The following is a 20,687-nucleotide window of genomic DNA, read 5'->3' on the forward strand; positions in this document are numbered from 1 at the left end:
CTCAGGAGGACGACCATGAAATTCTTCGTCGACACCGCAGACATCGGCGCCATCCGCGACCTCCACCAGCTGGGCGTGGTCGACGGCGTGACGACCAACCCGTCGCTGGTGGCCAAGTCGGGCCGGGACTTCAAGGAAGTGGTGGCCGAGATCGCCGCCATGGTCGATGGCCCGGTGAGCGCAGAGACCGTGGCGCTCGACGCCGACGGAATGCTGGCCGAGGGGCGCGAGCTGGCCAAGATCGGCGACAACATCGCGATCAAGGTTCCGCTGACCTGGGACGGCCTCAAAGCCTGCAAGACGCTGACCGACGAGGGGCGGATGGTTAACGTGACGCTCTGCTTCAGCGCGAACCAGGCGCTGCTGGCGGCGAAGGCGGGGGCGACCTTCATCTCGCCGTTTCTCGGGCGGCTGGACGACATCAACCTCGACGGCATGGAGCTGATCCAGGACATCCGCACGATCTACGACAATTACGGGTTCGAGACCGAGATACTGGCGGCCTCGATCCGCACCGTCAACCACATGAAGGAGGCCGCGCTGGCCGGGGCCGACGTGGCGACGGCGCCGCCGGGCGTGATCCACAAGATGGCCGAGCACCCGCTGACGGACAAGGGTCTGGAAGGGTTCCTGGCGGACTGGAAGAAGACCGGACAGTCGATCCTCTGATCGCGCCGCCGGCGGCGAGGGAGCACTCCCGCCCGCCGCCTGCGCGCTGACGCGCTTGGACGGCGGTTGGGCCGGGCGCCGGGCTGGCGCCCGGCGCGGCATATCCGCCGCACCGTCCGGTTGCGGGAGGGGCCGAAACTCGACAGGCCGCAAACCCCCCGGTAGCGTCACCTGCGACAGGCGCCGCAAGAGCGCCGGGGACTGGAGCAGGCGGAACATGACGGAACAGGCGGTACTGACCCACAATCTGCGCGAGGCGATCATCAGCCGGCCGGAGGCCCTGCTGGAGGATCGCGACCTGATGCGCGCGCTCATCGCGGCCAACGACCGGGCGATGGGCGACAACGTGATCGACCTGCGCGGACTGGCGATGGACCGGCTGGAGCAGCGGCTGGAGCGGCTGGAGGACACGCATCGCACGGTGATCGCGGCTGCCTACGAGAACCTCGCGGGCGCCGAGTTGGTGCATCGGGCGGTGCTGAGGATGCTGGAGGCGGCGGACTTTCTGGCTTTCCTCGCGCTGATCGAGACGGAGCTGGCGGAGACGCTGATCGTCGACCGGATCCGCCTGGTGCTCGAGAACGAGGGGGAAGAGCGTGACGAGGGGCCGCTCAAGGTCGTGCCGTCGGGCTGGGTCGGCGCGTATCTCACGCGCGGGCGGAACGTCGTGCCGCGCCGGGTCACGCTGCGGCGGGTCACTGACCAGGCGCTCTATGGCGACGGGTGGCGCGGCTCGGAGGCGTGCCTCGCGCTGGACCTCGGGCCGGAGCACGCGCCGGGCCTGCTCTGCATCGGCGCGGCCGATCCGGAGCAGTATCACCAGGGGCAGGGAACCGACCTGCTGGAATTCCTGGCTGGCACGGCGGAGCGCATGCTGCGGCGCTGGATCGTATGATCTCCGACGGCCTGCGGGACGCGCTGGCCGACTGGCTCGCGCATCTGCGGGCGATCGAGGGTGCGTCGGTACGAACGGTGGAGGCCTATGGCGCCGATCTGCGCGGGTTCCTGTCGTTCCTCACGTGGCACGAGGGGGGCAGCATCGGGCGCGGCGCGCTGGCGCGGGTGAGCATCGGCGACATGCGCGCGTGGATGGCACACGAGCGCGGGCGGGGCGTGTCGTCGCGCTCGCTCGCGCGGTCGCTTTCGGCGGTGAAGGGCTTCACGCGCTGGCTGGCCGAGCGCGACGGCTTTGATCCGACGCCGATCCTGGCCACGCGGGCGCCGCGCTTCCGACGCAAGCTGCCGCGACCGCTGGACGAGAAGGCTGCGCGGGCGATGCTGGAGACAGTGGAGTTGCAGTCGTCGGCGCCGTGGATGGCGGCCCGCGACGTCGCCGTGGTGACGCTGCTCTGGGGCTGCGGCCTCAGGATCTCGGAGGCGCTGGGGCTGACCGGAAGCGATCACCCGCTGCCGCCGTCGCTGCGGATCCGCGGCAAGGGCGGGCGCGAGCGGCTGGTGCCGGTACTGCCGGCGGCGCGGGTGGCGGTGGAGCAGTATGTCGCGATCTGCCCCTGGCCTGTCGAGCGGGAGGCGCCGCTCTTCCGCGGCGCGCGCGGTGGTCCGCTTTCGCCGCGGCCGGTGCAGAAGGCGGTGGCCGCGGCGCGGCTGCAGCTGGGGCTGCCCGCGACGGCGACGCCGCATGCGCTGCGCCACTCGTTCGCGACGCACCTCCTGAACGCGGGCGGCGACCTGCGGGCAATCCAGGAGCTGCTGGGCCATGCGTCGCTGTCGACGACGCAGGCCTACACCGCCGTGGATGCGGCGCGGTTGATGGAGGTCTACGGCGCCGCGCACCCGCGGGCCCGGCTGGCGGACAGGGGCTGACGGCAGGGCCGGCGGCGGGGCGCGCCCTCGGGGGCATCGAGCCCCGTCGGGCGCGGCCGCAGTCGCGGCGGCCGGCGCGAGCGGCCGACGTGCGGGAGAGGGTAAGGTCGTGGAAATGGCGCGCCGCATGCCAGCCGGTGGCGACGAGGGATGTGGCCCGCGATTGCGCCGTGCGGCGGATTCGTCCATCACCGGGCGATGAGCCCGCGCCTCGCCGCCGTTGCCGTGCACCTGCTGACCGCCTCGGGCGCGGTCTTCGCCATGCTGGCGCTGCTGGCCGCGGCGGATCATCAATGGGACGTGATGTTCGTCTGGCTCGTCGTCGCGTTCGGCATCGACGGCATCGACGGACCGCTGGCGCGCAAGTACGAGGTGAAGCGTCATGCGCCGCAGTTCGATGGTGAGCTCATGGACCTCATCATCGACTACCTGACCTATGTCTTCATCCCGGCCTATGCGCTTTTCGGTTCGGATTTGCTGCCGGGCTGGACCGGGTGGATCGCGATCATCGTGATCACCTATGCCAGCGTCGTCTATTTCGCCGACACGCGGATGAAGACGAAGGACAATTCTTTCGCCGGCTTTCCCGGCTGCTGGAACATGGTGGTGCTGGTGCTCTTCGCCGTCGAGCCGAACTTCTGGGTTATCCTGGTCGTCGTTGTGGTGCTCGCGGCGGCGATGTTCACGAACCTCAAGTTCGTCCACCCCGTGCGGACGAAGCGGTGGCGGGCGGTGACGCTGCCCCTGGCGCTGGCCTGGACCGGTTTCGCGGGCTGGGCCGCGTGGGTCGACTTTGCGCCGGGCAGCTGGGCGACCTGGGGCCTTGTGGCGACGTCGGTCTGGCTGGTGTCGGCCGGCGCGCTGCAGCAGCTGGTGCCTGCGCGTGAGTGAGGTGCACCGCTTTCCCGTGCGCGTCTACTACGAGGACACGGACATGGGCGGGATCGTCTACTACGCCAACTACCTCAAGTTCATCGAGCGGGCGCAGTCGGACTGGGTCCGGAGGCTCGGCATCGACCAGGTGCGGCTGCGGGACGAGGGCGTGATCTTTGCGGTGCGCCGGATCGAGGCGGACTACCTAGCGCCGGCGCGCTTCGACGACGAATTGACGGTTGAGACGGTTCCGGTGGACGTGGGTCGGGCCCGCATGGTGCTGGATCAGCGAGTATCGAAAGATGACGCGAGGCTCTTCGAGGCGCGGGTGACGCTGGCGGCGCTGCGGCCGTCGGGGCGGCCTGCGCGGCTGCCCGAGGCTCTGCGATCGGCGGTCCAGGGGCCAGCTGACAGGGCAGACGATTTGGCCGGCGACCGCCGATGACGTGTTCGTGTTGGCCTCGCGCCTCGACATGCGATACCCTGCGCGGCAATCAGAGCCGCCCGATCATCGGCCGTTGGAACGAGAGCAGGACGCATGGAAACTGAAGCCCTTGCGCTCGCGCAGGAGATCGACTTCTCCCTGTGGGGCCTTTTCGCACGAGCCACGCTGACTGTTAAGCTGGTGATGTTGCTGCTGATCCTGGCGTCGTTCTGGGCGTGGGCGGTGATTGTGCAGAAGTTCGTCGACTATCGCCGTGCCCGCGCCGAGGCGGAGCGGTTCGAGGCGGCCTTCTGGTCGGGCGAGCCGCTCGACGAGCTCTACGACCGGACCGGGCCGAACCCCGACGGCGCCGCCGAGCGGGTCTTCGCCGCCGGAATGGCGGAGTGGAGCCGCAGCCACAGGCAGGATGGGGGGCTGATCCCGGGCGCGCAGGCGCGCATCGATCGCTCGATGGACGTGGCGATACAGAAGGAGGCGGCGCGGCTGAACAAGGGGCTGCCGCTATTGGCGACCGTGGGCTCGACGGCGCCATTCATCGGCCTCTTCGGCACGGTCTGGGGGATCATGAACGCCTTCATCGAGATCGCCGAGCAGCAGAATACCAGCCTCGCCGTCGTGGCGCCGGGCATCGCGGAGGCGCTTCTGGCGACAGGGCTTGGCCTGCTGGCGGCGATTCCGGCGGTCATCTTCTACAACAAGCTGTCGGCCGACGCGGACCGGATCGTGTCGGGTCACGAGGCCTTTGCGGACGAGTTCTCGACGATCCTCGGGCGGCAGCTGGACGAAGCGGCCTGAGATGGCGGCGGGGGTCCTCAAGCGCGAGCGGGGCGGCGGTCGGCGTGGTCGGCGGTCGCGCACTGCGCCGATGTCCGAGATCAACGTCACGCCCTTCGTCGACGTGATGCTGGTGCTGCTCATCGTCTTCATGGTGGCGGCGCCGCTCCTCACGGTGGGTGTGCCGGTCCAGCTGCCGCAGACGGCGGCGGAGTCGCTGCCGGTCGAGCAGGAGGAGCCGCTGACGGTGACCCTGACCGCCGAGGGCGCGCTGCAGATCCAGACGACCGAGGTCGGCGACGACGAGTTCATCCCGCGCCTCAGGGCCATCGCGGGCGAGCGGCGTAGCGACAAGGTGTTCCTGCGCGCCGACGGCGCCATCCCGTACGAGCGGGTCGTGCAGGTGATGGGCGCGATGAATGCAGGCGGGTTCCCGAACATCGGCCTCGTGACCGATGCGGGCGGCCCGCGCTTCGACGGGCCCGGCGGCTGAGGCGACATTCGTGAGACCGCGCGGTGATATCGGCGGCGCGATGACCGCAGGCGCGATGGCGCGCGGCATGGGCGCAGCCGGCGAGGGCACGTTCGCATGAGGACGGGCTACTGGATCTCCGGCATCGGCCACGGCGCGCTGGTGACGTTCCTCCTCTTCGGCGGCGCCTTTACCTCCGCGCCGCTGCCGCCGGTCGAGTTTGCCGAGGTGACGATCATCTCGGAGGAGGAATTCGCCGCGCTGACGCGGCCGGAGGTCGGGCCCGCCGTCTCGGCCGAGACGCCGGCCCCGTCGCCGCCGGAGCCGACGCCCGAGCCCGCCACCCCGCCCGAGCCCGAGACGGCGCCGGAGACCGCGCCGGCGCCTGTAGCGCGCGAGACGGCGGCCCCCGACGCCGCGCCCGAGGCGGTGCCCGAGCCGCTGGCGCCGGAGGCCGAGGTGGCTGCGGCGCCGCCCGCCACGCCCGTGCTGCCCGCGCCGGAGGACACCGGGCCGCGCGTCGGCGAGCCGGTACCGCAGGAGGCGCCGCGTGTCGCGCCCGATGCCGCGCCGCCACCGCCGCCCGAGGCCGAGACCGCGCCTGTCGTGACCGAGCGGGCCGCGCCGGAGCCCGCGCCCGAACCGGAGGTCGTCGTCGAGGACGAGCGGCCGACCGCGCCGGACGAGGCGACGACGGAGATCGTGACGGAAGCCGAGACGCCGGCCGCGCGCGCGCCGGGCGATTCGCCGCGCCCGCGCGAGCGGCCGCAGCGGCTTGCGGCGATCTCGTCGGGCCAGTCGCTGGAAGCGCGCTCGACGCCGGAGCCGGCTGCACCGCCGGAGCCGGAGCCGGAGCCCCAGCCTGCACCGGCGGCCGAGCCGGAGCCGGAGCCGGAACCCGCACCGGTGGAGACGGTCGAGCCGGCGACGCCCGCTCAGCCCGAGCCGGATGCGCTGGAGGCGGCGTTGGCGCAGGCGCTGGGCCAGCCGGCGGAAACCGCGCCGCAAGCCGGAGCCCCGACCGGGCCGCCGCTGACCGAGGGGGAGCGGGATGCGTTCCGCGTGGCGGTGCAGCGCTGCTGGAATGTTGGCTCGCTGTCGTCCGAGGCGCTGCGCACCACCGTCGTCGTCGGTGTCCGCATGACGCGCGACGCCAGGCCCGACACGGCCAGCATCCGCATGATCGGCTTTCAGGGCGGCGGCGAGGCCGCGGCCAACCAGGCGTTCGAGGCGGCGCGGCGGGCCATCATCCGCTGCGGCGCCGACGGCTTCGCCCTGCCGCCCGAGAAGTACGAGCGCTGGGCCGAGGTCGAGATGACGTTCAACCCCGAGAACATGAGGATCCGATGAGACTGCTTCTGCGCGTTGCGCTGGTCCTGCTCACGGCGCTGCCCGCGGCGGCCCAGCAGGGTCCGCTCCGGATCGAGATCACCGAAGGCGTGATCGAGCCGCTGCCGATCGCGATCCCGACCTTTACCGCCGAGACGCCGGCCGCCGAGGCGTGGGCGCGGGACATCACGCGCCTTGTGGCGCAGGACCTGATCGGCACCGGCCTGTTTCGCGAGATCCCCCAGGACGCCTTCATCTCGCGCCCCGGCTTCGACGCGCCGGTGCAGTACGCGGACTGGAAGGCGATCAACGCGCAGGGGCTGGTGACGGGGGCGGTGTCGCTCGACGGCGACCGGCTGACGGTCAAGTTCCGCCTCTACGACGTCTTCGCCGAGCAGCCGCTGGGCGAGGGCCTGCAGTTCGGCGCCTCGACCGCGACCTGGCGGCGTGTCGCGCACAAGGTGGCGGACCAGGTCTACAGCCGGATCACCGGCGAGGGCGGCTACTTCGACAGCCGCGTGGCCTTCGTCGAGGAGACGGGCCCCAAGGATGCGCGGCTGAAGCGGCTGGCGGTGATGGATTACGACGGCGCCAACGTCAGCTACCTCACCGACGCCTCGTCGATCGTGCTGGCGCCGCGGTTCTCGCCGGACGGCAACCGGCTGATCTACACGAGCTACGCCACCGGCTTTCCTCAGATCTACGAGATGAACCTGCAGACCTACGCGGCGCGGCCGCTGGGCGAACAGCCGGGCACGATGACCTTCGCGCCGCGCTTCGCGCCGGACGGGCGGCGGATCGTGTTTTCGCTGAGCCAGGGCGGCAACACCGACATCTACAGCCTCGACCTCGGCACGGGCGAGCGGCGGCGGCTGACCGAGGCGCCGTCGATCGAGACCGCGCCGTCGTTCTCGCCCGACGGTAGCCAGATCGTGTTCGAGAGCGACCGTTCGGGCACACAGCAGCTTTACGTGATGCCGGTCGGCGGCGGCGAGCCGCGGCGCATCAGCTTCGGCGCAGGGCGCTACGGCACCCCCGTCTGGAGCCCGCGCGGCGACTACATCGCCTTCACCAAGCAGAACGCGGGGCGGTTCCACATCGGCGTGATGCGCACCGACGGCTCGGAGGAGCGGCTGCTGACGGCGTCGTTCCTCGACGAGGGGCCGACATGGGCGCCGAATGGCCGCGTCCTAATGTTCACGCGCGAGACCAGCGGCGCGGGCGGGCAGCCGGCGCTCTTCTCGGTCGACATCAGCGGGCGCAACCTGAAGCAGGTGCCGACGCAGGGGCCGGCCTCGGACCCGTCATGGTCGCCGCTTTTGCCGTGACCTCGGCCGAAACCAGGTGCTAACGTCGCCCGCAATCGGGCGGTCAATAACAGGACGATCAGCATGCAATTTCGGACCATCACGTTCCTCGCGGCCGCGACGCTGGCGCTCGCGGCCTGCACCAACCCCGACCGCTTCGGCCGCGGCGGCGCCGATGGCGCGCTCGGCGGCGGCTACGGCGCCGGGGGCGTGCCGGGATCGGCCTCGGACCCTGCCTCGCCGGCCTACTTCCAGCAGACGATCGGCGACCGTGTGCTCTTCGCCGTCGACCAGTCGACGCTGAGCCCGGGCGCACGCTCCACGCTGGATCAGCAGGCGAACTGGCTGAACAACAACCCGGAATATACGGCGGTGATCGAGGGGCATGCCGACGAGCAGGGCACGCGGGAGTACAACCTCGCGCTCGGCGCGCGCCGGGCGTCGTCGGTGCAGGAGTACCTGGTGTCGCGCGGCGTATCGCCGAACCGCCTGCGCACCGTCTCCTTCGGCAAGGAGCGGCCGATCGAGGTCTGTTCGACCGAGGCGTGCTACAGCCAGAACCGCCGCGCCGTCACGGTCGTGGCCGCCGGCCTGATCGGCTGAGCCGATGCGCGCGCTCGCCCTGATCCTCGCGCTCGCGCTGCCGATGCCGTCGGTGGCGCAGGACGCCTCGACGCTGGCCGACATTCGGCAGGAGCTCTCCGTCCTCTACGTCGAGCTCCAGCGCCTCAAGCGCGAGCTCAGCACGACCGGCGCGCCGGGCACCGCGATCGGCGGCGTCACCACGCTGGAGCGGGTCGATGCGATCGAGAGCCAGCTCACCGCGCTAACCGCGCGCACCGAGGAGATTCAGAACCGCATCGACCGCGTGGTGACGGACGGCACGAACCGGATCGGCGACCTCGAGTTCCGCGTCTGCGAGCTGGAGCCGGGGTGCGACTTCGGCGAGATCGGCGAAACGCTGCCGATCGGCGGCGAGGCGCCGGCGGGCGGGCTCTCCAGCATCGTTCCGGCGACGCCGCAGACTGGGCAGGTCGAGCTGGCGGTGGGCGAGCAGGACGCGTTCGACCGGGCACGGGCCGCCTATGACGCCGGCAACTATCAGGAGGCGGCACGGCTCTTCAGCGAGTTCTCCACCACCTACACCGGCGGGCCGCTGACCGCCGAGGCGCACTATCTGCGCGGACAATCGCTGCAGCGGCAGGGGCTGACGTCCGAGGCGGCGCGCGCCTATCTCGACAGCTTCTCTGGCAGCCCGCAGAGCCCGCACGCGCCCGACGCGCTGCTCCAGCTCGGTCTGGCGTTGAACCAGATCGGCCAGCAGCAGGAGGCCTGCGTCACGCTGCGCGAGGTATCGACGCGCTTTCCGCAGAGCCCTGCGGCAAGCGAGGCGCAGGCGGCGGTGGCGAGCCTCGGCTGCTCTTGAACCTCGCCGCCGAGGTCGCCGCGGCGCTCGACGGCTTTCACGACCAGGCGCCGCTCGAGCGGCTGGGCCTCGCCGTCTCGGGCGGCGGCGACAGCGTGGCGATGCTGCACCTGGCTCTGCCGTGGGCGGCGCGGCGCGGCGTCAGGCTGGCCGCCGCGACGGTCGACCACGGCCTCAGGCCCGGCTCGGCCGGCGAGGCGGAACGTGTGGCGACGGTCTGCGCAGACCTCGGCCTTGCGCACACAACCCTGCACTGGAGCTGGGACAGGCGCGGCAACCTTCAGGAGGCGGCGCGGCTGGGTCGGCGGCGTCTGCTGGCGGAGTGGGCGCGGCGGGAGGGCCTGAGCGCCGTGGCGATGGGTCACACGCGCGACGACCAGGCGGAGACCGTGCTTCTGCGCCTCATGCGCGGCTCCGGCGTCGACGGCCTTTCGGCCATGGAGGTCGATCGGCGCGACGAGGTGCGTTGGCTTCGCCCGCTGCTCGGCGTCCGGCGCGAGGCCTTGCGTCAGTGGCTGCGGGACGCGGGACTGAACTGGGCCGAGGATCCGTCGAATGCCGACCGCCGCTTCCGGCGCGTGCGGGTGCGGCAGGCGATGGAGGCGTTGGAACTCGACCAGGACCGGCTGGCGGAGACGGCGGCGCGGATGCGGATGGCGCGCGCAGCGCTGGAGTCGCTGGCGGAAGAGGCGGCCCGCGCCTGCGTCGCGGTCGAGTCGGGCGATCTGCTGATCTTTCTTGGCCGCTTCGATACCTGGCCCGAAGAAACGCGCTTGCGCCTCTTCGCCGAGGGGCTGCGCTGGATCTCGGGCGCGCCATACCGGCCTCGCCTGAACGCTCTCAGGGCGGCGCTGGATGAGGCGCGAAGGGTCCCGAGAACGCTGCACGGGGTGCTGGTCTCGCCGGAGCGCGGGCGGCTGCGGCTGACGCGCGAGGCGCGGGCGGTGACGGAGGCCCGCGCGGCGCCCGGAGAGCCATGGGACGGACGCTGGATCGTCGAGGGGCCCGCCCGGCCGGGCGACGAGGTGCGGATGCTGGGCGAGGCGGGGTTGATCCAGCGCGGCGTGGTACGTCTGGCTCTGCCGCGAGCCAGCCTCGCCGCGTCGCCGGCGGTCTGGCGCGGCGGGGAGCTTCGCGCGGCGCCGCTGGCTGGGTTCGGCCAGGGGTGGACGGTGCGACTGGCGGATCGCCGCGACGTTTTCACCCTGTCCGGCGGAACGCGTTGAACGCTCCTGTCCGATCTCTATGTTAGGAGGGCCGCAGGTAGCGCCGGAGAATCGGCCGCCCACCATGTCTCAAACGGAGTGGCTCTTTGGGAAACGCGCGTAATATCGCCTTCTGGGTGGTTCTTTTCCTCCTGATACTGGCCTTGTTCAACCTCTTCAGCGGCGGCCAGTCCTCGATGTCGTCCCGCCAGATCAGCTATTCCGAATTCGTCGAGCAGGTCGAGGGCGGCGAGGTCTCGAGCGTGACGCTGGATGGCGAGCGCGTGCTCTTCCGCGGCGAGGACGGCAACAACTACGTCACGATCCGGCCGGATGGCACCGACATCACGGACCGCCTCCTGGCCAACGACATTCAGGTCAATGCCAAGCCGCAGGAACAGTCCGGGTTCACCACGATCCTTATGACATTCCTGCCGTTCCTTCTGCTGATCGGCGTCTGGATCTACTTCATGAACCGGATGCAGGGCGGCGGGCGCGGCGGCGCCATGGGCTTCGGCAAGTCGCGCGCCAAGCTCCTGACCGAGAAGCACGGGCGCGTCACCTTCGACGACGTGGCCGGCATCGACGAGGCCAAGGAGGAGCTCGAGGAGATCGTCGAGTTCCTGCGCAACCCGCAGAAGTTCTCGCGCCTCGGCGGCAAGATCCCGAAGGGCGCGCTGCTGGTCGGCCCCCCGGGCACCGGTAAAACTCTGCTCGCCCGCGCCATCGCGGGCGAGGCGGGCGTGCCGTTCTTCACCATCTCTGGTTCCGACTTCGTCGAGATGTTCGTGGGCGTCGGCGCGTCCCGCGTGCGCGACATGTTCGAGCAGGCGAAGAAGAACGCGCCCTGCATCGTCTTCATCGACGAGATCGACGCCGTCGGCCGCTCGCGCGGAGTGGGCTACGGCGGCGGCAACGACGAGCGTGAGCAGACGCTGAACCAGCTTCTGGTCGAGATGGACGGATTCGAGGCCAACGAGGGGATCATCATCGTCGCGGCGACCAACCGCCCCGACGTGCTCGACCCCGCGCTGCTACGCCCGGGCCGGTTCGACCGGCAGGTCCAGGTGCCGAACCCAGACATCAAGGGCCGCGAGAAGATCCTCGGCGTCCACGCCCGCAAGGTGCCGCTGGGGCCGAACGTCGACCTCAGGATCATCGCCCGCGGCACGCCCGGTTTCTCGGGTGCCGACCTTGCCAACCTCGTGAACGAGGCGGCGCTGATGGCTGCCCGCGTGGGTCGGCGGTTCGTGACGATGGAGGACTTCGAGAACGCCAAGGACAAGGTCATGATGGGCTCCGAGCGGCGCTCGATGGTCATGTCCGAGGACGAGAAGAAGCTGACCGCCTACCACGAAGCGGGCCACGCCATCGTCGGCCTGAACGTCCCGCAGCACGACCCGATCCACAAGGCGACGATCATCCCGCGCGGCCGCGCGCTGGGCCTCGTGCTGTCGCTGCCGGAGCGGGACCAGCTCAGCGTCACCTACACGAAGTATAAGTCCAAGATCACCATGGCGATGGGCGGTCGCGTGGCCGAGGAGCTGATCTTCGGCAAGGAGAACGTCACATCGGGCGCGGCCTCGGACATCCAGCAGATCACCAAGATCGCCCGCGCGATGGTGACGCAGTTCGGCATGTCCGATCGGCTCGGTTTCATCGACTACGCCAACGAGCAGCACAGCTATCTCGGCTCGTACCAGAGCGCGGCAAATGCCAGCCCCGAGACGCAGGAGGCGATCGACGAAGAGGTCCGGCGGATCGTCGATGAAGGCTACGAGGCGGCCAAGCGGATCCTGACGGAGAAGATCGACGACCTGCACCGCCTGGCGCAGGGCCTCCTCGAGTACGAGACACTGACCGGCGACGAGATCACGCGAGTGATCTCCGGCGAGCCGCTCAACCGCGGCGATGACGACGGGGATTCACCGAGCAAGGGCAACAGGCCCTCGATCACTGCCATCCCGAAGACGAAGTCTCGCCCCAAGCCCGGAGACGGCGGGCTGGAGCCCGAACCCTCGGTCTGAGGGTCAGCTTTGACGAGGCCCCGGAGCAGGTCTCCGGGGCCTTTCCCTTTGCATTGATCCGAATTGACGGGAGGCGCGGTGTCGGCCACGGTGGCGGCGATGCCGGCGCTTCGCAAATCGAACTTGGTGGCCAGAATCGTCTGGCTCGGAACGGTTTCGGATCGCGGCGCGTCGCTTCACTCAACACCTGCTCGCGAGCTCGACGCCACCTTCGCCGGCCTTGTCGGCGAGGCGCATGGTGGTGCGGTACGCCCCTCGTGCAGTCGCGTGCTCGCGCTCCATCCGCGCGCCACGCCGATCCGCAACGTGCGGCAGATCACCATCCTGTCGGCCGAGGAATTGCGAGAAATCGCGCGGCGCATGGGCATCGGCGAGGTCGCTCCCGGCTGGCTCGGGGCGCAGATGGTGGTGGAGGGGCTGCCGGACTTCAGCCACCTGCCTCCATCGTCGCGGCTGCAGACGCTGGCCGGCACCACACTGGTCGTCGACATGCAGAACCGCCCCTGTCATCTGCCGGTCGAAGTGATCGAGCGCGAGGCGCCCGGCAGCGGTGCCCGCTTCGGCGCCGCCGCCCGCGGGCGCCGCGGCGTCTGCGGCTGGGTCGAGCGCGAGGGGCCGCTGCACGTGGGTGACGCCTTGCGCCTCTTCCTGCCGGACCAGCGCGCCTGGCGCGTCGGGGAGGCACGAGCGGACGATGCGGTGCGGGTCGATGCCGCGAGCTGATCCCCGCACAGGCGTGGCGCTGCACTGATTTCACCGGCGAGCGGGGGACGACGTGACGCACAAGACCGACATCGAGATCGCGCGCGAGGCGGAGAAACTGCCGATCGTCGAGGTGGGGGCTCGGCTCGGCATTTCCGCCGATGCGTTGCTGCCCTACGGCAATGACAAGGCAAAAGTCGGACAGGGCTTCATCGACGGTCTCGCCGGACGGCCGGACGGCAAACTGATCCTCGTGACCGCCATCAATCCGACGCCGGCCGGCGAGGGCAAGACCACGACCACCGTCGGGCTTGGCGACGGCCTCAACCGGATCGGGCGCAAGGCGGCGATCTGCATCCGCGAGGCGTCGCTCGGCCCCTGCTTCGGCATGAAGGGCGGCGCCGCGGGTGGCGGCCACGCGCAGGTCGTGCCGATGGAGGACATCAACCTCCACTTCACCGGCGACTTTCACGCGATCACCAGCGCGCACAACCTGCTGGCGGCGATGATCGACAACCACGTCTACTGGGGAAACGATCTCGGCATCGACATCAGGCGCATCGCCTGGCGCCGCGTCCTCGACATGAACGACCGCGCGCTGCGGAGCGTGACAGCGGGTCTCGGCGGCGTCGCCAACGGTTTCCCGCGCGAGGCGGGGTTCGACATCACCGTGGCGTCCGAAGTCATGGCCTGCCTCTGCCTCGCCAGCGACCTCAAGGACCTCGAGCGGCGGCTCGGCAACATCATCGTGGGCGCGCGCCGCGACCGCAGCCCGGTCTTCGCGCGCGACCTCAAGGCCGACGGCGCCATGTCGGTCCTGCTGCGCGAGGCGATGCAGCCGAACCTGGTGCAGACGCTGGAGAACAACCCCGCCTTCGTGCACGGCGGGCCGTTCGCGAACATCGCGCATGGCTGCAACAGCGTCATCGCCACCCGCACGGCGCTGAAGCTGGCGGACTATGTGGTGACCGAGGCGGGGTTCGGCGCCGATCTCGGCGCCGAGAAGTTCATGGACATCAAGTGCCGCAAGGCGGGTCTGGCTCCGGCGGCCGTGGTCGTCGTGGCGACGATCCGCGCGCTCAAGATGAACGGCGGCATCCCGCGCGAGGACCTCGCCCGCGAGGACGTGGACGCGGTGCGCGACGGCTGCGCCAACCTTGGACGTCACCTCGAGAACATGCGCCTCTTCGGCGTGCCGACGATCGTGGCGATCAACCACTTCGACGGCGACACCGAGGCGGAGACGGCGGCGGTGGTCGAGTATTCCGCGGGTCACGGCGCTGAGGCGGTCGTCTGCCGGCATTGGGCGCAGGGCTCGGTCGGCATCGAGGAGCTGGCGACCAAGGTGGCGGCGCTGGCCGATGGCGGCACGGCGCAATGGAAGCCGCTCTACCCCGACGACATGCCGCTCTTCCGCAAGATCGAGACGATCGCGCGCCGCATCTACCGCGCGGACGAGGTGCTGGCCAACACGAGCGTGCGCAACCAGCTGCACGAGTGGGAGGCGCAGGGATATGGCCACCTGCCGATCTGCATCGCCAAGACGCAATACTCGTTCTCGACCGACCCCGGGCTGCGCGGCGCCCCCGTCGGCCACGGGGTGCCTGTGCGCGAGGTGCGGCTGAGCGCGGGTGCCGGTTTTGTCGTCGCGATCTGCGGCGACATCATGACAATGCCGGGCCTGCCGCGTATTCCCTCGGCCGAGACGATCCGGCTGAACCCGGCCGGACAGATCGAAGGCCTTTTCTGAGGCGCCGGACGAAAGGGAACGCATGACCGCCACCATCATCGACGGAAAGGCGCGGGCGGCCGCGCTGAAGGCGCAGGTGGCCGAGGAGGTGGCTCGCCTCGGCGGCCTCGGTGTCGAGCCCGGTCTCGCCGTGGTGCTGGTGGGCGACGATCCGGCGAGCCAAGTCTACGTCCGCTCCAAGGGCACGGCCTGCCGGACGGCGGGTATCCAGAGCTTTGAGCACCGGATCTCCGCCGACGTGGAGGCGCGCGACCTGATCGGCCTGATCGACAGGCTGAACGTCGACCCGGCGGTGAGCGGCATCCTCGTGCAGCTGCCGCTTCCGCCGCACCTCGACCCGCACGTGATCCTCGGAGCGATGGACCCCGCCAAGGACGTGGACGGCTTTCACGTGGTCAATGCCGGCGCTCTGGCGACGGGGCGCTGGGGGCTGGTGCCCTGCACGCCGCGGGGATGCTTGCTGCTCCTGCAGGAGACGCTGGACGATCTCGCGGGGCGCGAGGCGATCGTGATCGGGCGCTCCAACGTCGTGGGCAAGCCGATGGCGCAGCTGCTCCTGCGCGAGAGTTGCACCGTCACCGTCGCCCATTCGCGCACGCGCGACCTGCCCGAAGTGGTGCGGCGCGCCGAGATCGTCGTGGCGGCGGCGGGACGGACGGGCATGATCCGCGGCGACTGGATCCGTCCCGGGGCGACGGTGATCGACGTCGGCATCAATCGCGGCGACGACGGCAAGCTCAGGGGCGACGTGGCATTCGATGAGGCGCTCGACGTCGCGGGCGCGATCACGCCGGTGCCGGGCGGCGTTGGGCCGATGACGATCGCCTGCCTGCTCGAGAACACGGTCGAGGCGGCGCGGCGGCAGCACGGGCTGCCGGACCCGGCCTGAGCTTAGGCCGGCACGGGGATCATCGTGCCCTGGAGCAGCGCCGCCTGCCTGCCGTCGACGCTGACCTCGGCCGTCACAATGACGAGGCGGCGCCCGGCGCGCACCACGCGCCCCTCGGCCAGCACGCGGTCCCCGGTCAGCGGCGCGATGAGGTTGATCTTCATCTCCACCGTCAGGACCTCCATCCCCTTGTCCATTGCGCTCAGGGCGGCGTAGCCCGCCGCCGAGTCGCCAAGCGCGAAGGTGAGGCCGGCGTGGCCGTAGCCGTGCTGCTGTCGGGCGAGCGGCAGGATCGGCGCGGAGATGCGGCAGAGGCCGTCCGCCGCGTGCTCCAGCCGCGCCTCGAACGTGGCCATCAGCGACTGGCGCGCGAAGCTGTCGAGGACGCGGGCGTCGATGCTCATCGGCTTGCCGCGCGCTCGCCGGCGGGTACGGGGACGGCGCGGGCATGGGTGCCGGTTAGCACGGCGCAGGCCGCGCCGGGAAACAGCCGGCGCAGCGGCGGTGCGCACCAGTCGAGCCCGCCGGTGTAGGTGCCGTAGGCCGGCAGCACGACGCGGGCTGCGTCGTAGAGGAAGCAGGGGCGGTTGATCGCGCGCCCCCGGAGCGCGAGGCGCGCCTTGGGGTGGTAGTGGCCCGAGACCTCGCCCGCCGCGCCGTCCTCGGCAATGTGGCGGAAGACGAGCGGGCCCACCCGCAGCTCGCGCAGGTGGCGGCCGCCGTGCGACGAGGCGCCGGGATCGTGATTGCCTTCGATCCAGACCCAGTCGCGCCCTTCCTGCAGCGCGGCGAGGTCCGTCCGCTCGTCAGGTCGAAGCGAACCGGCGGCGGCGAGATCGTCGAAGCTGTCGCCGAGGCAGATCACCGTGCGCGGCGCCAGCCGCGAGACCTCGGCGCGGAGCCGCGCCAGCGTCGCGCGGGAATCATAGGGCGGAAGCATCGCGCCCGACCGCCGCGCCACCCGCTCGGACTTCGCGAGGTGCAGGTCGGACACCGCCAGCAGGTCAACCTCGGGCCACCAGAGCGCGCCGGAGGGAAGCGCGGCGAGCGCGGCGCCGCCGAGGGTGAAGGCGTGGTGGTTCATGTTCCGTTCGTGCCCGCTCCCGCGGCGCGAGGCAAGAGGCTCAGCGCTGGCGGACGAGCGGCCCGCCGGCCTCTAGCCCCGCCTCGGCCATCAGGCGCGCGGCCTCCTCCTCCAGCAGCCGCTCGGTGCCGCGGCCCTCGACCGGCACCCGGCTTGGCTCGAGAAAGAGCGGCGCGGCGAGCGGAGTGACGCGGTCGAGCGAGACGTGGTCGATCCGTCCGGCGGTGCGCGCCAGCATCTCCTCGATCCGGCCGAAGTCGACGAGGCCACGCAGCGCCTCCTCGCGCGTAACCTCCAGCAGCAGGTGGCCGGGATCGTAGCGCCTGAGCGTGTCGTAGAGGATGTCGGACGAGAACGAGGTCTGCCGCGCCTTGCGCCGCTGGCCCTGCGCGTTGTTGCGCGGGATCAGCCCGGCGATGGTCGCGACGCTCTTGAAGGTGCGCTTCATCACCGCGTTGCCGGCGAGCCAAGTCTCGAACGCCTCGCGCAGGCCCTCGCCCTCGAACAGCGGCGTCGGGTCCTCCAGCCGCCCCAGCCCCCAGATCAGCACGGCGTAGTCATTGGCCACGAAGCCCAGCGGGTCGAGGCCCGCCGCATCCATCCGCTGCGTCGTCAGGAGGCCCAGCGTCTGCATCGCGTTGCGCCCGGCGAAGCCGTAGATGCAGGTGTGCTCGCGGCCCTCCCACGGAAAACTCTCGACGAGGATGCGGTCGGCCTGCGGCAGGTGGCTGACGCGCCGCTGGAGCGCCAGCCATTCGGCGGTGTGGCGGGGCAGCTCGGGCCACGCCTGCTGCTCGAACATCCGCAGGATGCGGTGGCTGAGCTGGGTGGAGGTGGCGAACTTTGTGCCCATGAAGGCGGCGATCCGGGGTTCGCGGTCGGCTCGGCGGGTGACCTCGACGATCATCTCGCGCAGCCCCTCGTAGCGTACGATCTGACCGCCGATCAGGAACGTCTCGCCCGGTGTCAGGGTGGCGGCGAAGCCCTCCTCGATCTCGCCTAGCGGAGTGCCACCGCCACGCCCGCGCAGGCGTACCTTGACGAGGTCGGTGTCCATGATGGTGCCGAGGTTCATGCGGATGTCGCGCGCCGCCCGCGGGTCGCGCAGCTGCCAGAGCCCGTCCGCGCGCCGCTTCAGCCGCTGCCAGCGGTCATAGGCGCGGAGCGCGTAGCCGCCGGTGGCGACGAAGTCGAGGCAGGCGTCGAACTCGGCTTGCGTCAGCGTCGCGTAGGCGCCGGCGGACGTCACCTCGCGGTAGAGGTCGCCCGCGTCGAACGGACCGGCGCAGGCGGTGATCAGGATGTGCTGGCAGAGAACGTCGCGCGGTCCGCGGCCGCGCGGCTCGCCGTCGAGGTCGCGGGCGCGCACCGCCTCGAGCGCGGCGACACATTCGACCACCTCGAAGCGGTTGGCCGGGACCAGCAGCGCCTTCGACGGCGCGTTGTAGCGGTGGTTGGCGCGGCCGATGCGCTGGACCAGTCGCTTCACGTTCTTCGGCGCGCCGACCTGGATGACGAGATCGACGTCGCCCCAGTCGATCCCGAGGTCGAGCGAGCCGGTAGCGACGATGGCGCGGAGCTCTCCGGCGACCATCGCCGCCTCGACCTTCAGCCGCTGCTCGCGCGCGAGGGAGCCGTGGTGGATGCCAATCGGCAGTCCCTCGTCGTTGGCGAGCCACAGGTTGTGGAAGAAGATCTCCGCCTGCGCGCGGGTGTTGTGGAAGATCAGCGTCGTCCTGTGCCGCCGCACCTGCTCGAGCACCGCCTGAATGGCATAGGCCGCACCGCCGCCCGACCACGGCGGCGCGGCGTCGGTCGTCAGCATCGCGATGTCGGGGTCCGGGCCGGGATCGGCATAAAGGATCGGGCAGGGGTCGGGATGCCGCGCGAGAAAACTCGCGATCGCCGCCGGATCCTCGACCGTGGCGGAGAGGCCGACGCGGCGCAGGTTCGGCCTGAGCGTCTGCAGCCGCGCCAGCGCCAGCATCAGCTGGTCGCCGCGCTTCGACTCGGCCAGCGCGTGGATTTCGTCGGCGATCACGCGCGAGAGGCCGGCGAAGATCCGCGGCGCGTCCTCGTAGCTGGTCAGCAGCGCGAGCGACTCGGGCGTCGTCAGCAGGATGTGCGGCGGGTCGCCCCGCTGGCGCTGCCGCTGGGTGTAGGAGGTGTCGCCGGTGCGGTCCTCGATCCGGATCGGCAGGTCCATCTCGGCGACGGGCGCGCGCAGGTTCCGCCCGATGTCGGCCGCCAGTGCCTTGAGGGGCGAGACGTAGAGCGTGTGGAGGCCGCGGTGCCGCCCGTCCGCCAGTTCCGCCAACGTCGGCAGGAAGCCCGCCAGTGTCTTGCCGCCGCCTGTCGGCGCGATCAGCAGGAGCGACGGCGCGTCGGCGCGCTCCAGCATCTCCTGCTGGTGCGGGTGCGGCGACCATCCGCGCGAGGCGAACCAGTCGTGGAAGGCAGGCGGCAGCGTGCGCATCGGCCAGAGGGTAGCGGCGGCCGGGGTCGGCGCAATTGCCTCAGCCAAGATCAGCGGGAATGACGAACTCCGCCACCACGCCCGATCCCCAGCCCACCTCGCTCCAGTCGCTTGTGTCGAAGTCGATGATCGTCGTGGCGCCGGTCGGGTAATCGCCATAGCGCTCGTGCTCCGGCCGGTCGCTCACGATCCGTGCGGCAAAGGCGCCGATGCCTGGGTTGTGGCCGATCAGTGCGACGTGTTGGCCCTGCGCGGTGCGCAAGGTGTCGAGGATCGTCTGCGCCGTCGCGTTGTAAAGTGCCTCCACGTCGGTCGCGGCCGGCCCTGTGCCTGCCGCCGCACGGATCCGCTCCCACGTCTCGCTGGTCCGATGGGCGGGCGAGCAGAAGACCCGTTCCGGCATGCGCCGGTCCTCCGCCAGCCAGTGACCGAGGACGTCGGCTGCCTTGCGGCCGCGCTTGTTGAGCGGGCGGTCGATGTCGTCGAGCGGGTCGGCCCAGGACGACTTGGCGTGGCGGATCAGGGTCAGTCGCAGCGTCAACGGCGGCCCCGGATGAGGCTGCCGGCGCCGTGCTCGGTATAGAGCTCGAGCAGGCAGGCGTTCGGCACACGCCCGTCGAGGATGACCACCGCGCGGACGCCGCCCTCGATGGCCGTGAGGGCCGTCTCGGTCTTGGGGATCATGCCGCCGGCGATGATGCCCTCCTCGGTCATCTCGCGGATCTGCTCGGGCGTGAGTTCGGTGACGACCTCGCCGCTCGCGTCCTTGACCCCCGCGACGTCGGTGAGGAGCAGCAGCCGGTCCGCCCTCAGCGCCGCCGCAATTGCGCCGGCGGCATTGTCGCCGTTGACGTTGAAGGTCTCGCCGTTCCGGCCAGCGCCGATCGGGGCGATGACCGGGATGATCTCGGCCGCGTGCAGCGAGCGCAGAAAGTCGACGTTGAGCTCCACCGGCGTGCCGACGAAGCCCAGGTCCGGATGCGTCTGCTCGCAGACCATCAGGTTGCCGTCCTTGCCGGAGAGGCCGATGCCGCGTCCGCCCTGGCCATTGATCGCCTGCACGATCGCCTTGTTGATCCGGCCCGAGAGCACCATCTCGACGACTTCGACGGTGGCCTCGTCGGTGACGCGCTTGCCGCGCTCGAAGCGGGACTCGATGGCCAGGCGCTTGAGCAGGTCGTTGATCATCGGGCCGCCGCCGTGGACGATGACCGGATTAACGCCGACCTGCTGCATCAGCACCACGTCGCGGGCGAAGCTCGCCAACTCATCGGCGTCGCCCATGGCATGGCCGCCGAACTTGATGACGACGGTCGCGCCGTCGTAGCGCTGCATGTAGGGCAGGGCCTGGCTAAGCGTCCTCGCCTGGCCGATCCAGTCACGGTCCATCCGCTGTGTTCTCATCTCCATCCCTCGTCTCGCCTCGTTATAGACG

The 20,687-nt window shown here is 70.7% G+C and carries 21 protein-coding genes; 16 read left to right on the plus strand and 5 right to left on the minus strand.

Annotated features, from left to right (window positions below; all coding sequences use genetic code 11):
- The first annotated feature begins 15 nt into the window (after positions 1–15).
- The 16 genes from fsa (at position 16) to JM664_RS18345 (ending at position 15,692) form a co-directional block, all read left to right on the plus strand.
- Positions 16–669, plus strand: coding sequence for a fructose-6-phosphate aldolase (fsa, locus tag JM664_RS18270; protein ID WP_227421370.1), 654 nt, complete (start codon positions 16–18; stop codon positions 667–669).
- Between the two features lie 217 nt (positions 670–886).
- Positions 887–1,564 carry a DUF484 family protein gene (locus JM664_RS18275; protein ID WP_227421371.1) on the plus strand — a complete coding sequence of 226 codons (678 nt, stop codon included), beginning with the start codon at positions 887–889 and terminating at the stop codon, positions 1,562–1,564.
- The gene (locus JM664_RS18280; protein ID WP_227421372.1) at positions 1,561–2,493 is read left to right on the plus strand and encodes a tyrosine recombinase XerC; all 933 of its coding nucleotides are present in this window, start codon (positions 1,561–1,563) and stop codon (positions 2,491–2,493) included. The genes JM664_RS18275 and JM664_RS18280 overlap by 4 nt, the downstream gene beginning before the upstream one ends.
- 198 nt (positions 2,494–2,691) lie before the next feature.
- The gene (locus JM664_RS18285) at positions 2,692–3,384 is read left to right on the plus strand and encodes a CDP-alcohol phosphatidyltransferase family protein (RefSeq protein ID WP_227421373.1); all 693 of its coding nucleotides are present in this window, start codon (positions 2,692–2,694) and stop codon (positions 3,382–3,384) included.
- A 1-nt stretch (position 3,385) separates the two neighbouring features.
- On the plus strand, positions 3,386–3,811 hold the full coding sequence (gene ybgC / locus JM664_RS18290; protein WP_227421407.1) for a tol-pal system-associated acyl-CoA thioesterase: 426 nt from the start codon (positions 3,386–3,388) through the stop codon (positions 3,809–3,811).
- 93 nt (positions 3,812–3,904) lie between these two features.
- Positions 3,905–4,606: a protein TolQ gene (tolQ, locus tag JM664_RS18295; RefSeq protein ID WP_227421374.1), complete on the plus strand. Its 702-nt coding sequence runs from the start codon at positions 3,905–3,907 to the stop codon at positions 4,604–4,606.
- A gap of 1 nt (position 4,607) precedes the next feature.
- Positions 4,608–5,078, plus strand: a complete 471-nt coding sequence (locus JM664_RS18300; protein ID WP_227421375.1) for an ExbD/TolR family protein — start codon at positions 4,608–4,610, stop codon at positions 5,076–5,078.
- 96 nt (positions 5,079–5,174) lie between these two features.
- Positions 5,175–6,407 (plus strand): hypothetical protein, encoded by a 1,233-nt coding sequence (locus tag JM664_RS18305; RefSeq protein WP_227421376.1) that lies wholly within the window; start codon positions 5,175–5,177, stop codon positions 6,405–6,407.
- Entirely contained in the window at positions 6,404–7,714 is a 1,311-nt protein-coding gene (tolB, locus tag JM664_RS18310) for a Tol-Pal system beta propeller repeat protein TolB (protein ID WP_227421377.1), read from the plus strand. Before JM664_RS18305 ends, tolB begins: the two co-directional genes overlap by 4 nt.
- A gap of 63 nt (positions 7,715–7,777) precedes the next feature.
- Complete coding sequence (gene pal / locus JM664_RS18315; protein ID WP_227421378.1) at positions 7,778–8,296, plus strand: peptidoglycan-associated lipoprotein Pal; 519 nt, start codon at positions 7,778–7,780, stop codon at positions 8,294–8,296.
- A 4-nt stretch (positions 8,297–8,300) separates the two neighbouring features.
- Positions 8,301–9,119 carry a tol-pal system protein YbgF gene (ybgF, locus tag JM664_RS18320; protein ID WP_227421379.1) on the plus strand — a complete coding sequence of 273 codons (819 nt, stop codon included), beginning with the start codon at positions 8,301–8,303 and terminating at the stop codon, positions 9,117–9,119.
- Complete coding sequence (gene tilS / locus JM664_RS18325) at positions 9,116–10,345, plus strand: tRNA lysidine(34) synthetase TilS (RefSeq protein ID WP_227421380.1); 1,230 nt, start codon at positions 9,116–9,118, stop codon at positions 10,343–10,345. Before ybgF ends, tilS begins: the two co-directional genes overlap by 4 nt.
- A gap of 86 nt (positions 10,346–10,431) precedes the next feature.
- Positions 10,432–12,351, plus strand: coding sequence for an ATP-dependent zinc metalloprotease FtsH (ftsH, locus tag JM664_RS18330; protein WP_227421381.1), 1,920 nt, complete (start codon positions 10,432–10,434; stop codon positions 12,349–12,351).
- 126 nt (positions 12,352–12,477) lie between these two features.
- Positions 12,478–13,074 (plus strand): MOSC domain-containing protein, encoded by a 597-nt coding sequence (locus JM664_RS18335; protein WP_319637561.1) that lies wholly within the window; start codon positions 12,478–12,480, stop codon positions 13,072–13,074.
- Between the two features lie 52 nt (positions 13,075–13,126).
- A complete protein-coding gene (locus JM664_RS18340; RefSeq protein ID WP_227421382.1) occupies positions 13,127–14,803 on the plus strand; it encodes a formate--tetrahydrofolate ligase in 1,677 nt (558 codons plus the stop codon).
- Between the two features lie 22 nt (positions 14,804–14,825).
- Positions 14,826–15,692, plus strand: coding sequence for a bifunctional 5,10-methylenetetrahydrofolate dehydrogenase/5,10-methenyltetrahydrofolate cyclohydrolase (locus tag JM664_RS18345; protein ID WP_227421383.1), 867 nt, complete (start codon positions 14,826–14,828; stop codon positions 15,690–15,692).
- 2 nt (positions 15,693–15,694) lie between these two features.
- On the opposite strand, the gene JM664_RS18350 is transcribed toward JM664_RS18345, so the two are convergent.
- Genes JM664_RS18350 through argB form a run of 5 tightly spaced genes read right to left on the minus strand, consistent with a single transcriptional unit; the run spans position 15,695 to position 20,656 of the window.
- Positions 15,695–16,096, minus strand: coding sequence for a PaaI family thioesterase (locus JM664_RS18350; RefSeq protein WP_227421384.1), 402 nt, complete (start codon positions 16,094–16,096; stop codon positions 15,695–15,697).
- The gene (gene pdeM, locus JM664_RS18355; RefSeq protein ID WP_227421385.1) at positions 16,093–16,776 is read right to left on the minus strand and encodes a ligase-associated DNA damage response endonuclease PdeM; all 684 of its coding nucleotides are present in this window, start codon (positions 16,774–16,776) and stop codon (positions 16,093–16,095) included. The genes JM664_RS18350 and pdeM overlap by 4 nt, the downstream gene beginning before the upstream one ends.
- Positions 16,777–16,816: 40 nt before the next feature.
- Entirely contained in the window at positions 16,817–19,252 is a 2,436-nt protein-coding gene (locus JM664_RS18360; protein ID WP_227421386.1) for a ligase-associated DNA damage response DEXH box helicase, read from the minus strand.
- 40 nt (positions 19,253–19,292) lie between these two features.
- Positions 19,293–19,793: a SixA phosphatase family protein gene (locus tag JM664_RS18365; RefSeq protein ID WP_227421387.1), complete on the minus strand. Its 501-nt coding sequence runs from the start codon at positions 19,791–19,793 to the stop codon at positions 19,293–19,295.
- Positions 19,790–20,656, minus strand: a complete 867-nt coding sequence (gene argB / locus JM664_RS18370) for an acetylglutamate kinase (protein WP_227421409.1) — start codon at positions 20,654–20,656, stop codon at positions 19,790–19,792. The genes JM664_RS18365 and argB overlap by 4 nt, the downstream gene beginning before the upstream one ends.
- Positions 20,657–20,687: the final 31 nt, after the last annotated feature.

The sequence above is a fragment of the Roseitranquillus sediminis genome (genome assembly GCF_016918935.1).
Taxonomy (GTDB): Bacteria; Pseudomonadota; Alphaproteobacteria; order Rhodobacterales; family Rhodobacteraceae; genus Roseitranquillus; species Roseitranquillus sediminis.

Coding starts and splice junctions, on each gene's coding strand:
- fsa (WP_227421370.1), top strand. CDS start 16: ATGAAATTCTTCGTCGACACCGCAGACATCGGCGCCATCCGCGACCTC.
- JM664_RS18275 (WP_227421371.1), top strand. CDS start 887: ATGACGGAACAGGCGGTACTGACCCACAATCTGCGCGAGGCGATCATC.
- JM664_RS18280 (WP_227421372.1), top strand. CDS start 1,561: ATGATCTCCGACGGCCTGCGGGACGCGCTGGCCGACTGGCTCGCGCAT.
- JM664_RS18285 (WP_227421373.1), top strand. CDS start 2,692: ATGAGCCCGCGCCTCGCCGCCGTTGCCGTGCACCTGCTGACCGCCTCG.
- tolQ (WP_227421374.1), top strand. CDS start 3,905: ATGGAAACTGAAGCCCTTGCGCTCGCGCAGGAGATCGACTTCTCCCTG.
- JM664_RS18300 (WP_227421375.1), top strand. CDS start 4,608: ATGGCGGCGGGGGTCCTCAAGCGCGAGCGGGGCGGCGGTCGGCGTGGT.
- JM664_RS18305 (WP_227421376.1), top strand. CDS start 5,175: ATGAGGACGGGCTACTGGATCTCCGGCATCGGCCACGGCGCGCTGGTG.
- tolB (WP_227421377.1), top strand. CDS start 6,404: ATGAGACTGCTTCTGCGCGTTGCGCTGGTCCTGCTCACGGCGCTGCCC.
- pal (WP_227421378.1), top strand. CDS start 7,778: ATGCAATTTCGGACCATCACGTTCCTCGCGGCCGCGACGCTGGCGCTC.
- ybgF (WP_227421379.1), top strand. CDS start 8,301: ATGCGCGCGCTCGCCCTGATCCTCGCGCTCGCGCTGCCGATGCCGTCG.
- JM664_RS18345 (WP_227421383.1), top strand. CDS start 14,826: ATGACCGCCACCATCATCGACGGAAAGGCGCGGGCGGCCGCGCTGAAG.
- JM664_RS18350 (WP_227421384.1), bottom strand. CDS start 16,096: ATGAGCATCGACGCCCGCGTCCTCGACAGCTTCGCGCGCCAGTCGCTG.
- pdeM (WP_227421385.1), bottom strand. CDS start 16,776: ATGAACCACCACGCCTTCACCCTCGGCGGCGCCGCGCTCGCCGCGCTT.
- JM664_RS18360 (WP_227421386.1), bottom strand. CDS start 19,252: ATGCGCACGCTGCCGCCTGCCTTCCACGACTGGTTCGCCTCGCGCGGA.
- argB (WP_227421409.1), bottom strand. CDS start 20,656: ATGAGAACACAGCGGATGGACCGTGACTGGATCGGCCAGGCGAGGACG.